The 14,013-nt window shown below is 55.8% G+C and carries 9 protein-coding genes; 5 read left to right on the top strand and 4 right to left on the bottom strand.

The features are described from left to right. The 4 genes from BM062_RS21175 to BM062_RS25335 form a co-directional block, all read right to left on the bottom strand. Positions 1–916, bottom strand: a 916-nt coding sequence (locus tag BM062_RS21175) for a MotA/TolQ/ExbB proton channel family protein (RefSeq protein ID WP_092400547.1), incomplete at its 3' end; no start/stop codon positions are given. Between the two features lie 68 nt (positions 917–984). After that, entirely contained in the window at positions 985–1,638 is a 654-nt protein-coding gene (locus BM062_RS21170) for an energy transducer TonB (RefSeq protein ID WP_092400533.1), read from the bottom strand. 351 nt (positions 1,639–1,989) lie between these two features. Beyond that, positions 1,990–4,671, bottom strand: a complete 2,682-nt coding sequence (locus BM062_RS21165; RefSeq protein WP_092400531.1) for a TonB-dependent receptor — start codon at positions 4,669–4,671, stop codon at positions 1,990–1,992. Between the two features lie 54 nt (positions 4,672–4,725). Continuing rightward, positions 4,726–4,956 (bottom strand): hypothetical protein, encoded by a 231-nt coding sequence (locus BM062_RS25335; protein WP_139220152.1) that lies wholly within the window; start codon positions 4,954–4,956, stop codon positions 4,726–4,728. A gap of 305 nt (positions 4,957–5,261) precedes the next feature. On the opposite strand from BM062_RS25335, the gene BM062_RS21160 reads away from it, so the two are divergent. From BM062_RS21160 to BM062_RS21140, 5 genes are all read left to right on the top strand, one after another. Beyond that, positions 5,262–6,935, top strand: a complete 1,674-nt coding sequence (locus BM062_RS21160) for an ABC transporter substrate-binding protein (protein ID WP_254785198.1) — start codon at positions 5,262–5,264, stop codon at positions 6,933–6,935. Between the two features lie 337 nt (positions 6,936–7,272). Next, entirely contained in the window at positions 7,273–9,069 is a 1,797-nt protein-coding gene (locus BM062_RS21155; RefSeq protein WP_092400527.1) for an ABC transporter substrate-binding protein, read from the top strand. Positions 9,070–9,169: 100 nt separating this feature from the next. Further along, entirely contained in the window at positions 9,170–10,969 is a 1,800-nt protein-coding gene (locus BM062_RS21150; RefSeq protein ID WP_092400525.1) for an ABC transporter substrate-binding protein, read from the top strand. Positions 10,970–11,046: 77 nt separating this feature from the next. Beyond that, positions 11,047–13,062: a M3 family metallopeptidase gene (locus tag BM062_RS21145; RefSeq protein WP_175501113.1), complete on the top strand. Its 2,016-nt coding sequence runs from the start codon at positions 11,047–11,049 to the stop codon at positions 13,060–13,062. An 11-nt stretch (positions 13,063–13,073) separates the two neighbouring features. Next, the gene (locus tag BM062_RS21140) at positions 13,074–14,012 is read left to right on the top strand and encodes an ABC transporter permease (RefSeq protein ID WP_092400522.1); all 939 of its coding nucleotides are present in this window, start codon (positions 13,074–13,076) and stop codon (positions 14,010–14,012) included. Position 14,013: the final 1 nt, after the last annotated feature.

The following is a 14,013-nucleotide window of genomic DNA, read 5'->3' as shown; positions in this document are numbered from 1 at the left end:
TGATGTGGGCAACCTGGACCGCCGAGCTCGAGGACATCACGCCGCTCAGCAGGACCGAGTGCAGGTCGGCGCTGAACGAGCGGATTTCTTCCATCGCGCTCTTGTTGCGGCGAACCAGCCAGTTGTAGCCCAGCACCGCAGGCACAGCCACTGCCAGACCGATCGCGGTCATGATCAGCGCTTCACCGACCGGACCGGCAACCTTGTCGATCGACGCCTGGCCGGCGATACCGATCGCTGTCAGCGCGTGGTAAATACCCCAGACGGTACCGAACAGGCCGACGAACGGCGCGGTCGAACCGACAGTTGCCAGGAATGCCAGGCCGTCTTGCAGGCGGCTTTGGACTTTTTCTACCGAACGCTGGATCGACATCGTCACCCAGGTATTCAGGTCGATCTGTTCCAGCAGGGCGCCGTCATGGTGCTGGGTGGAGTTCACGCCGTTTTGGGCGATGAAGCGGTAAGCGCTGTTTGGCTTGAGGCCGGCTACGCCTGCCTCGACGCTAGCGGCTTTCCAGAATGTCTTTTGTGCATTTTTTGCCTGGCCCATCAGTTTCACCTGCTCGATCAGCTTGGTGATGATGATGTACCAGCTGCCCATCGACATCAGCACCAGGATGATCAGGGTGCCGCGGGCGACGAAGTCGCCGCCTTTCCACAGGGCGTCCAGGCCGTATGGATTGTCCACGGTTTCCTTGGCTGCCGGCTGTGGCGGCGGGGTTGGGCTATCTGCCAGCGATGCCGCTGCAGCAGTGTCGGCCGCTTTCGGCGCATCTGAGGCTGCTGGTGCCGACGCTGCTGGTGCCGATGCGGCGGCTGGTGTTTGGGCGATTGCTGCCAGTGGCGCTGAGATCGTCGCGGCGGAGATCATCAGGGCGGTGGCAAGGGCGGATAAGCGGTTACGAGTGATAGACATACTAATACTCCAAATTTTATAAATTAGATTGCTAGGATAACGGACAAGGTAGTGGTTCTACACTTTGATTATTCCAGCTTCCAGACATACTGCATTGTTGTCGTAGACTGCACAGGTTTGCCGTCAGCCATGGCAGGGGTGAAATGGCACAGGCTCCACGCTTTTACCGTGGCTCTGTCCAGATCCTTGAAACCGCTGCCCTTTTGCACAGTGGAATCGACCACGTTGCCGTCGGCTCCGATCGTCAGCTTGACAGTGACAGTACCCTCTTCTTCATTACGCAGCGAAGTTCTTGGATACTCCGGCTTGTCGCAGTTTCCAGCAATTTTTGCACTGGTATGCGAAGGCCCTGCCTCACCGGTGGTCGATGGCTGCGCTACCGAAGTAGGCAAGTCATTGGTCGGCGGCTTGACGTTTGTTACAGCTGCAATCACGTTATCTTGTGGCGGCGGCGTTACTTTTACCTCTGGTGGAGGTACGAAAGGCGGCGGTGGCGCAACCGATTTTGGCGGCGGCGGTACTACCTGTTTCGGTGGTGGCGGCGGCGGTGGCGGCTTGATCTCCTCGATGATCTTGGTTTCGACCGGTTGTTGAATGACTTCGACAACCTTACGGGCTAGCCCTGTAATCAACGCATAAACTAGAGCTACATGCAGAAGAACCACCACGCTGATGCCAACTATATTCTTGGAAGGGTTTCTCCCATCCTGCGTGAAATCCATGCCTCTTTCCTCCGATACTACATTATTCAATTGCCAAAACTACATGCAATCAGATGAGTGAACTACTAGCCTGTTTACCTAACGCAAAAAATGTACCAATCAATCAGCGCCTGCTTTGCAAAATGATTTAGCACCTGGATGAACAATCAGACTTCCTTTCATTGCTAATCAAACAAAAGGATGACTGGTCATTCTCCCCTAATTAGTGCGCGTCTGTAAATACTACATCAATGACTTATAAAACAGCAGAAAGATCTTGCAGCTTACTCCATTCGAAAAAGCCAAAACCACCTGGAAAACTTCCCAGGTGGTTTGCTTGCGAAAAGAACTTAAGCCAATCGATTCCTGTGATTAAAAGAACTGATAGTTGGCGCGGACGAAGAACGCACGGCCGACGATGTCGCCATAACGTGGATCGTAGCCGATCTGGAAGTTATCAACCTGATTACTGGCAGGCGGTTTCTTATCAAGGATATTCTTGATACCACCTGTCAGCGTCAGATTCTTGATACCAGTGTATGTCAACGAAGTGTTGTAACGGGTATATGAACCAACGTTATGCGTATCGTACGGAGCCGACACAGCGTTGTTTGCATCTACGTAACCGGTACTGAAGGTTTGCTGGAACATTGCGCCCCATGGACCATTCTTCCAGTTAAGCGTCGCATTATGGCGCCACCGGAAAACCACTCCTGGCGTGGAGCCGACACCGCCAGCATAAACAGCCAGATTGTTCAGGTAAGGCCCACCCTTTTCGCTCTGGTAGTCATACTGCGTAACGTAAGTGCCGTCGATGGAAAATGCAAAGTCGCCAACGCGGGTCTTAGGCAAACGCCATCCGAGGCCCAAATCGAAACCTTGGGTGTGAACGTTACCCAGATTCTGGTTGGTCTGGACAATGTAGTCCAGCGAGCCATCAGGCTTACGGATGTACAGGTTTGCATACTTGTTAGGATCAGCAAAAATATCAGCTTCGGAAATCACGCCGATCTGGTTTTTGATCTTGATATTCCAGTAATCGATCGAAACAGTCACATCCTTGATCGGTTCAAAAACCGTACCCAGAGTGAACGAAGTCGATTTTTCTGGCTGCAAAGACTTGTTACCGCCGGTTTGCGTGAAGAATTGCGTATTGCAATCGCGCACTTCAACGCCGCCTGCAGCTACGTTACCGCCTGGGCACAGCTTCGGATCGTTATACGAACCGGAAGTGAAAGTGGTCGAGGCAGGCTGGTTCAGTTCGTACAAGCTTGGCGCCCGGAAGCCCGTGCTGTATGAACTGCGGAACATCAGGTTCTGGGCAGGCTGCCAGCGCAAGCCGATCTTTGGATTGATGGTGCTGCCGACGTCGCTGTAGTCATCGTAACGCACGGCTAACTGCGCTTCCAGATTCTTGACGATCGGGATGCTCAACTCAGAAAATACGGCGCCGACATTACGCTTGCCGGATTGAGATTGGGAAGTCGAAGAGCCAGTACTTTCGGACAGGTCGGCAACCGAGTGGATGATGTCGTATTCTGCTGTCTCATGCCGGTATTCGCCGCCGATAGCAAAACCGAGGGGACCAGCCGGCAATTGCGCGATTTCACGGCTTGCCGTGAAATCCAACGACGAGATGGTGGTTTTAGCATCCAGGTATTTACCTGTGTTCTTAATCGCGTCGTACACACCTGGATCAGAGGCGCCAAATGGATTCAGAGTACCGTTCAACAGCGCGGCTCTTACGGCATCGTTATTCAGATAGCCGCTAACCAGTGTTTCCTGCGCCTTGCTGACTGCATAGCTCAGGCCGGTCTTGTAATCCCATCCCCACATCGTGCCGTCAAGGCTCAACAGCAATCGGTCTGCCGTGTTTTTAGCTTCGCTTACGCGGCCGCCAAATCCCGCAGAACGGAAGTTGACCGACAATGGGTCGCCGCTCAGACCAGCGACAGCAGGCGTAGTACCGTTGCCTGGGTAATACTTGCTGGAGCTAGGCAGCAGATAGTCGCTACCGTTACCAGAAAACACGTCGCCCGCGACAGTTTGCTTTACCTTGCTCTCGGAATGCAGGTATTCGATCGACGCATTGTTATCGGCATTCAGCTTGAACGTACCCTTGCCGATCACGGCAAGTTCAGAGGTTTCTGGGACTACATCGATAGTTGAGGAATAATCGTAGCGGCAAGAAGTGCCCTTGGCGTTTGGCGCAAGGTGCGCTGCATTACAGCCGGTTGCCAGCAAAGGATTGCCAGAGACGCCGTTGCCGGTGTCGACAAAGTTAGCCGGAAAGGTATTACCGCTGGTTTGGCTCAAGCCAAGGCTTGGGACATTACCGGTAACTCCGCGCTGTCCGGCAGTGATCCTGCTTTGTTTATGGTAATCGACTACGCCAAAGAAGTTGTAGCCGTCTTTATCCAGGTCGCCGATACCGCCGGACACATTGATACGTCCTTCCTGACCGCCGCTTTTCGACGGGACGATGCCTTCGCCGGAAACGTTCAGGCCGGTATACGATCTTTTGGTGATGAAGTTGATCACCCCGCCGATCGCATCGGTTCCGTAAATTGCAGAAGCACCGTCGCGCAGGACTTCAACGCGGTCTAAGGCAGCAATAGGAATGATGTTCAAATCAACGGTGGAACCGTCAAATGCGCTATTGGCAAGACGACGGCCATTAAGCAGAACCAGCGTTTTGTTCGAGCCCAGACTACGCAAGTCGGCTGATGCACCAACGGTGCCGCCCTTGCCTACGTTAGTCGAAGTGGTAAATTGTGATTGATTTGCAGCGATACTACCCAACGCTTCTGAGGCAGTGGTAATACCGGCTTTGGCAAAATCGTCAGCCTTGATAATCGTGATAGGCGAAACACCTTCGTTCGCAACCCGTTTAATCGATGAGCCAGTAATTTCGACTCGTTGCATTTGTTGTGGAGCATCGTCCGTCTTCGTCTCCTGCGCCTGCACTGAGTGGGCCAACAGACCTAGCCCCACAGCAACGCCGCCTGAAAACATCAGTCGCAGCGAACGTGGCAATCCCCGTTCCTTCATCATAACCAAACTCCCTATGGGTAAAAGTTAGAGTTGAAATTTAAGTTTTGTAATAAATCAAACACGATTTGTTAATCGCCTTCTGAGCGATGCGTCAAAAATCTTTTCACAACAACGACCAAAAAGCAGATTTTCTTTCGCGTGTAAAACAGTACTGGCAGTTATTTTTCTGGGCCCAATTTGTGATTGTTTGCCAGAAATATTTCCACCGACACCTACAAGCAAAAAACATGCCACATGATGTAATGCAGCTAAAATAGTGTATCCTAAAAAAAATAAAAGCTGCATTTAATTTGGTAACGCCTGCGATACTGTTGCTTATATACGCCAAATAACAAATACGCATAGCTGTATAAGAAAAAATGTATAGGCCGGTTTAACGGCGTAACTACGCCATTTCTGACGCGAAAATACGAAACAGCGGGAAACAATCCGCTGTAAAAAAGACAAAAAAGCAAACTGAAACCATGTGGAACTTTAAACAATTCAATCGATCGTGCATTGCACCAATATTGCTCGTTTTTGGCGTTGCAGGCGCCGCGACTTCAGTGCAAGCGGGCAATAATCCAGCGGACCCGTCCAAAGTGGTGCGCGTGGCTCTCGAAGCCCCCGACGATGGCTTCGACTTGGTCCGCACCTACAATGCTTATTCAAACTGGATTGCCGAGGCAATTTTTGAGCGCTTGCTGACTTATGACTATCTGGCACGCCCCGCCAAGCTGGTACCGCAAGCCTCGGAAGCCATGCCCGAGGTGAGCGATGGCGGAAAAAGCTACGTGTTCCATATCAGGAAGGGCATTTATTTCGCCCCCGATCCTGCCTTCAAGGGAGTGCGTCGCGAGCTGACCGCCCAGGACTATGCTTATTCCTTCAAGCGATTTCTCGATCCCAAAAACCGTTCGCCATCGGCCAACGTACTGGAAGGAAAAATCGCCGGCATGGACGAAGCGGTAGCAAAAGCGAAAAAATCCGGTCGTTTCGATTACGATGCACCGGTAGCCGGCCTCCAGACGCCTGATCGCTACACCCTGAAGATCACGCTCACCGCCCCCGATTACAACTTCCTTTACATCATGGGATTCAACGCCTTGGGCGCCCAGGCACGCGAAGTGATCGACGCTTATGGCGAACAGAGCGGCGCCCATCCGGTCGGCACCGGCGCCTATATGCTGGAGCAATACGTACCGCGCAGCAAGATCGTGCTGGTCGCCAATCCTGAATACCGCGGCTATACCTGGGATTTCAAATCGACCGGCAGCGCCTGGGACGAGCAGCTGGTGCACGACATGAAGGGCAAGAAAATGCCGCAGGTCGGCCGAGTCGAGGTCAGCATCATCGAGGAAGAGCAGTCGCGCTGGCTGGCATTCCAGGGCAAGCAGATAGACTTCGACTTCCTGCCCCAAGCCGCAGCGCCGACTGTACTCGACGGCACGGAACTGAAGCCGTCGTTCAAGGCTGAAGGCATTCGCATGAATACCGTGATCGAGCCTGGGCTAGCCTACGTCATCATGAATTTCAGAGACCCCTTGCTCGGCGGCGACAGCCTGGAAAAGAATGCCTTGCGGCGCGCTATCGCCATGTCTTACAACGTCCAGGATGAAATTTCCCAGGTGCGCATGGGGCTTGCAGTAAAGGCGGAAATGGTGATTCCGGAAGGCGTGGTGGGCCACGACCCCAACTATCGCAGCAGCATCGCCTACGATCCGGCGCTGGCAAACAAATTGCTTGACCACTTCGGCTACAAGCGCGGGGCCGACGGTTATCGCACCCTGCCCGACGGTGGCCCGCTGGTTATCAAGATGGCGACCGAGGCCAGTGCGAAAAACGTGGTTTTCTCGGAAATCTGGAAGCGCGGGCTGGACAAGATCGGCATTCGGGTCGATTTCAAGGTCAGCAATTACGCCGACAACCTGAGAGCGGCGACCGAGTGCAAGCTGATGATGTGGAACGGCTCCTGGTCCGCGGATTACCCGGAAGGCGACAATTTCATGCAATTGCTGTACGGCCCCAATGCGGGGCAAGGCAACAACGGCTGCTATAGCTCGCCGGCCTTTGACGCGCTTTACGACAAAGCCAAGGTTTTGCCGCCCGGCCCGGAACGCAACCAGCTCTATATAGCCATGAGCCGCCAGATGGAAGCTGACACTGCCTGGGTGATTACCGTGTCGCGCTCGCGCAACTGGCTGATCAGGCCCTGGATCAAGGGCTTCAAGCGCCATCCCATCCTGCAGGCTGACTGGCAGTACCTGGATGTTGAAAAACACTAGAGAAGCTGTAATTTTTGCAATAACATCGATTTGATTATCTATCTTTTTACGCCGGATTCTGTACTATGCCGCCTTGACCTCGAACGCGCGCAGACCGTCAGGCATAAAAATCAACGACAACGAAGGAGACCAGTGAAATGAATGAATTCCACCCCAGCGCCACAGGCGACGCACTCCGGCTTTAACGGATTTTTAGTGGGAAACAGAAACTATTGATCGCCTATCCGCTTACCGGCGGAGAATGCGATGTCATCGGAGATGACGCTGTTTTGTGATCAGGATAAGCAATCTTGATCGCAGATAGAAAATAACCACTTGCTCAAAAGGCATAAAAAAAATGATCCGTAAAACGTCGAATTTCGTCAAGTTCAAGCATCTATTCCTGGCGCCCGTGCTGGCGCTGGCTACCTTCGCCGGCAGTGCCGAAGCCAATCCGGCGGATCCCGCGAAAGTGATACGCACCGCATTCGAAGCCGCAGACGATGGCTTCGACATGGCCCGCACCCAGAATTTCTATTCGGGCTGGGTCAGCGAAGTCATCTTTGAACCCCTGGTTACCTACGATTACCTGGCCCGCCCGGCCAAGCTGGTGACCAAGACGGTGGAAGCGATGCCGGAAATCAGCGAGGATGGCAAGACCTACACCTTCCACATCAAGAAGGGCATTTATTTCGCTCCCGACCCGGCTTTCAAAGGAGTACGGCGGGAATTGACCGCCGAAGACTACATTTACACTTTCAAGCGCGTCCTTGACCCGAAAAACCGCTCGCCGTCCGCCAATTTCCTGGCCGGCAAGATCGCCGGCCTTGACGAGCTGGCAGCGCAAGCCCAGAAAACCGGCCACTTCAACTACGAAACGCCGATAGCCGGCTTGCAGGCGCCTGACCGCTACACCCTCAAAGTCGTCCTGAACGCCAAGGACTACAACTTCCTGAACGTGGTCGCTTACAGCGCTTTCGGCGCCATGGCGCGCGAGGCCGTCGATGCCTATGGGCAGCAAACCGGCCAGCATCCGGTGGGAACCGGCCCTTATATGCTGGAACAGTATGTCCCGCGCAGTAAAATCGTCCTGGTCGCCAACCCTGAATACCGCGGGTACACCTGGGACTTCAAGCCTTCCACCGACGCCGTCGACAAACAGGTAATCAAGGATATGCAAGGCAAGAAAATGCCGCAGATCGGACGTGTCGAGATCAGCATCATTGAAGAAAACCAGTCGCGCTGGCTGGCGTTCCAGGGCAAGCAGATCGATTTCGACAAGATGCCCGATACTGCAGCGCTAAGCGTGCTGGACGGCGACAAACTCAAGCCGGCCTACGCTGAGCAAGGCATCCAGCTGCAACGCGTGGTCGATACCGGAATTACCTACACCGTCCTGAACATGAAAGACCCCGTCATAGGCGGTTACAGCAACGAAAAAATTGCATTGCGGCGCGCCATAGCAATGGCATATAACAACAAGGAAGAAGCCTCTTTATTGCGCAATGGCCAGGCCATGAAACTGGAAATGATCATTGCGCCCGGAGTCGGCGGCTACGATCCGGCGTACCGGACCAGCATCGATTACGATCCCGCACTGGCCAACAAACTGCTCGATCACTTCGGCTACAAGCGCGGCGCCGACGGCTATCGGACCATGCCCGACGGCTCGCCGCTGCTGCTCAAGTACACCTCCAACCAGGGCGGGATCGGCCAGGAAATGTCCGAGCTCTGGAAGCGCGGACTGGACCTGGTCGGCATCAAGACCAAATTCATCGTCAGCAATTTCGCCGACAACCTGAAGGCCGCCACTTCCTGCGAACTGACGATGTGGGGCGCCGCCTGGATGGCCGACTATCCCGAAGCAGAGAATTTCCTGCAGTTACTGTACGGGCCGAATTCCGGCCATGGCAACCACGGCTGCTACCAGTCCCCCGTTTTCGATTCGCTTTACGCCAAAGCGATGGCGCTGCCGCTCGGCCCCGAGCGCAACCAGATATACCAGCAGATGAACCGGCAGGTCGAGGCTGACACAGCCTGGGTCCTGAACACGACCAGGATCCGCAGCTGGCTGGTGCGGCCATGGGTCAAGGGTTTCAAGAAGCACCCTATCCTGCACGCCGAGTGGCCATACATCGATGTCGAAAAACACTAATTCATCACCTATTCAGTAACAGACAATCCAGCTGCGGCAAACATTGCCTGCCGCAGCTCCAATTTATTTAGCTAGAGATATTTAGAAGGAGACACATGGTATGAACTCGCTTTGGTTACGCGGGATATTGGTTGCGTGTTTGGCGTGCGCCCTGCCGATGAAGGTATCGGTGGCCGCGCCAACTTCACCGGCTGATCCCGACAAGGTATTGCGCTTCGTCTTCGTGGCGCCGGAAACCGGCTTCGACCCGGCCGTGACGCGCGACCTGTATTCGCAACTGGTGAACCAGTCGGTATTTGAAACGCTGTTCGCCTACGAATACCTGGCGCGGCCGGCCAAGCTGATGCCTTCGGCAGCGGCAGCCCTGCCGGAAGTCAGCGCCGACGGCATGACTTATACGATCCGCCTGAAAAAAGGGATCTACTTTGCCGATGATCCGGTATTCAACGGCAAGAAGCGCGAACTGACCATGGCCGATTTCGTCTATTCGTGGAAACGCCTGTTCGATCCGCAGCTGGCTTCGCCGCAAACCTGGCTGCTGGAAGGCAAAGTAGTCGGCCTCGACGAAATTGCCGCAACAGCCAAGAAAACCGGCCATTTCGACTACGACGCCAATGTTCCCGGTTTCGAACTGCTGGATCGCTATACCCTGCGCATCCACTTGAAACAGCCCGATTTCAACCTTGGCATGATCCTGGCGCACCAGCCGACCAGCGCGGTGGCGCGTGAAGTGATCGAAAAATACCGCGACGCCCAAGGCACCGTGATGGGGCATCCGGTCGGCACCGGCCCTTACATCCTGAGCAAATGGATACGCGGCTCGCGCATGGTCTTGACCGCCAACCCGGACTTCCGCGGTTACACATGGGATTTCCAGCCTAGCGCCGATCCTGGCGATGCCGCTATCGTGGCCAAGATGAAAGGCAAGCGCATGCCGCAGATCGGCCGCGTTGAAATCAGCGTGATGGTGGAAGACCAGTCGCGCCTGCTGGCATTCGAGGGAGACGAAGTCGACATCACCGAATTGCAAGGCCCGCTGGCGCCGCAAGTCATGGCCGGCGGCAAGCTGAAACCGGAATTCGTCAAGCGCGGTGTTCAGCTGTCGCGTATCGTCGACCCTGAAATCAGCTACTTCTACTGGAACATGAAGGACCCCGTGCTGGGCGGCCTGAGCAAGGAAAAGATCGCGCTCCGACGCGCCATCGCCATGGCGCACAACGTGCGCGAAGAAATCAAGGTGGTCTGGAACGACGAAGCAATCCCGCTGGAATACCCGATCCCGCCAGGCGTGGTCGGCTACGACCCTGGGTACAAGAGCAGTATCCAGTACGAACCGGAAGTCGCCAATGCCCTGCTCGACAAGTTCGGCTACAAGATCGGCAGCGACGGCTACCGCACCCTGCCGGACGGCAAACCGCTGACGGTACGCTATTCCGCCCGCGCCGATTCGAACGGCCAGCAGCAATCGGAAATGTGGAAAAAAACCTATGACACCATCCACATCCGCATGGTCGGCGACCTGAAAACCTTTCCTGACTTGCTCAAGGCAGAAAAAGAGTGCCAGCTGCAAACCCGCACTGCGCCATGGATCGCAGACTATCCTGACGGCGACAATTTCATGCAGCTGTTCTATGGACCGAATATCGGCCAGAACAACAATGGCTGCACCAAGATCCCTGAATTCGATACACTCTATGCCGCCTCGCAAAAGCTGCCGGACGGTCCCGAACGCGACCTGCTGTACCACAAGATGACGCGCATCCTGGAAGTCTATTCGCCATCGCGCATCGGTTATGCGCGTTACCGCAACATGATTGCGCAGCCAAGGGTGATCGGCTACAAGAAGCATCCGGTGATGCCTACCGAATGGATGTACTACGACATCGACAAAACCAAATAAGCCCGCGGACGGCAGGAAGCCGTCCACCCCTTTCCATATAACTTGAATTTTCACTCAGCCCTTATTTGAGGAAATGCATGAAACCATCATCATTTTTCTTGCCGGTCGCCACAACGTTATTCACGTTGATGCTGAACCAGGCAGCCGCCCAAGGCACGCAACGCCCGTTGATCCCGTTGCTGAAAGCGGACGACATCCCCACCCTGTGCGACAGCACGCTGACTACCCTGCGCAAGCGCGTGTCGACACTGGAAAAGCTGCCGCCGGCGCGCGCCAAGGACAGCAAGAAAGTACTCACCGAATGGAACGACCTGCAGATCGCCTTCGAAGACTTGCAAGGCCCGGTCGACATCCTCAACAATGTCTCGCCTGACGCCAAGGTCCGCAGCACCACCGAAGCCTGCCTGATCGACCTCAACAAGCTGTCGACCGAACTGTTCCAGAACGAAAAGCTGTACGCCCGCTTCAAGGCCATCCAGCCGGCCGATCCGGTGGAAAAAAAGCTGCGCCAGGATGTCCTCTACAGCTTCGACGATACCGGTGTCTCGCTGGCGCCCGAAAAACGGGCGCGCATGAAAGCCATCCTCGACAAACTCAACGAACTGAGCCAGGAATTCGCGCGCAACATCCGCGACAACAACCAGAAACTGGCATTCACCCCGGCCGAAGTGCAAGGCATGCCGGAAGCGTACCTGGCGCGCGCCAAGCGCGACGACAAGGGCAACTACCTGCTCGGTTTCGATTACCCCGACTACAAGCCCTTCATGGAATCGGCCGACAACAGCGATGCGCGCCGCCGCTACCAGATCGCGTTCGCCAACCACGGCACGCCAAAGAACCTGCCGATCCTGAAAGAGGCGATGGACCTGCGCCATGAAATGGCGACCCTGTTCGGCCTGCCTAGCTATGCCGACCTGGTTACCCGCCGCCGCATGGTCAAGAATCCGCAGACCGTGGACAAATTCCTGACGGAAGTGCAAACCGCCGTCACCCAGCTGGAAATCAAGGAAATCGAAGAACTGCGCGTGTTCAAGTCCGAGACGCTGAAGACGCCGCTGGCAGAAACCAAGCTGGAACGCTGGGATTCCGAATACTGGCAACAGAAAATCAAGCAGTCGCGCTACAAGGTCGACCAGGAAGCCTTGCGCAAATATTTCCCTACCGATGCCGCCGTGCCTTGGATCCTGAACGTTTCCAGCACTCTGTACGGCGTCGAATTCAAACGCGTCGAGGTGCCGGTATGGCATCCTGACGTGCAGTACTACGACGTCATCGACAGCGCCAGCAAGAAGCGCATCGCCGGCGTCTACCTCGACCTGTTCCCGCGCGAAGGCAAGTACGGCCATGCGGCAGCCTGGGCCACGCGCGGCGTCAGCACCCTGGCCCACCGCACGCCGGTTTCCACCCTGGTCACCAACTTCGACCGCAACGGCTTGAACAGCGACGAGCTGGAAACCCTGGTGCACGAATTTGGCCACGTCCTGCACGGCGTGCTGTCGAACACCAAGTATGTGACCCAGGCCGGCACCAACGTCGAGCTGGATTTTGTCGAAGCGCCATCGCAGATGTACGAAGAATGGGCGCGCCGCAAGGAATCGCTGACGCTGCTGGCCGGTTTCTGCAAGAGCCCCTGCCCGGCTATCGACGACGCCCTGCTGCAGCGCCTGACCGCAGCCCACAACTACGGCCGCGGCATACGCTATGCCCGCCAGCTGCTGTACGCCGGTTATGACATGGCCATCCACAACGACAAGGCCGACCAGGAACAGCCGCTCGCCGTCTGGCAAAAGATGGAAGGCGCGACGCCGCTCGGTTATGTGGCAGGCACCGAGTTCCCAGGCCAGTTCGGCCACCTGATGGGCGGCTATGCAGCCGGCTACTACGGCTACATGTGGTCGGAAGTGCTGGCGCTGGACATGCTGTCGCGCTATAACGATAAGCTGATGAACCCGGAAGTAGGCCACCTGTACCGCCAGGACATCCTGTCGCGCGGCGCCGAAAAGCCGGCTGGCGAAATGGTCAGCACCTTCCTCGGCCGCGAGCCTAACAGCAAGGCATTCTTTGCCGAAATTTCAGGCCAGCGCCTGCACTGAGGAGAATATCCATGACCGCTTATATCCTGCGCCGACTCTGGCAAATGCTGCCGACCATGCTCGGCGTTATCGTCCTGGTGTTTTTCCTGTTCAACTGGGTCGGCGGCGACCCGGCCTACATCCTGGCCGGGAAGATGTCGAACCCGCAACAGATCGCCAACATCCGCACCCAGCTGGGGATTGACCAGCCGTATTACATCCAGCTGTGGATCTTCATCAAGCAGATCGTCACCTTCAACTTCGGCAACAGCTGGAGCACCGGTGAATCGGTCGCCAATGTCATCATGACCCGCCTCGGGCCGTCCATGACCGTGCTGATCCCGCTGACCATCCTGGAAACCCTGATCGCCGTCGCGCTGGCGCTGGCCGTAGCCTTCATCCGCGGCTCCAAGGTCGACCGCATGGTGATGGTGGCTTGCACCGTCGGCATGTCGATCAGCATCCTGGTCTACATCATCCTGTTCCAGTACTGGTTCGCCTACAAGCTGAGCCTGTTCCCGGTGCAGGGCTGGGGCAACAGCTTCTGGGAAAACCTGTTCCACTATTCGGCGCTGCCGATCCTGATCATGCTGGCGGTCAGCATCGCTCCCAGCTTGCGCCTGTACCGCACTTTCGTGCTGGACGAAGTCAACCAGGACTACGTCCGCACCGCGCGCGCCAAGGGCGTCAAGGAACGCCGCATCCTGTGGGTGCACGTCTTGCGCAATGCCGCGATTCCTATCATCACCAACGTCATGTCGAACCTGCCCGCGCTGCTGATCGGCGCTTTCCTGATCGAGCGCTTCTTCTCGATCCCAGGCATTGGCCGCGAGGTGATCCTGGCGGTTGAACGCAGCGATTTCCCGGTGATCAAGGCGATCACGATCTACGTCGCCGCCGCCACCATGATATTCAACCTGCTCACCGACTTGCTGTATCAAGCAGTCGACCCACGCGTTCAACTGAAGTAAG

Source organism: Collimonas sp. OK412, assembly GCF_900112135.1.
In the GTDB taxonomy this organism is placed as follows: Bacteria; Pseudomonadota; Gammaproteobacteria; order Burkholderiales; family Burkholderiaceae_D; genus Collimonas; species Collimonas rhizosphaerae.
The sequence above is the reverse complement of the archived record's forward strand: the minus strand, read 5'-3'. Positions and strand labels throughout refer to the sequence as shown.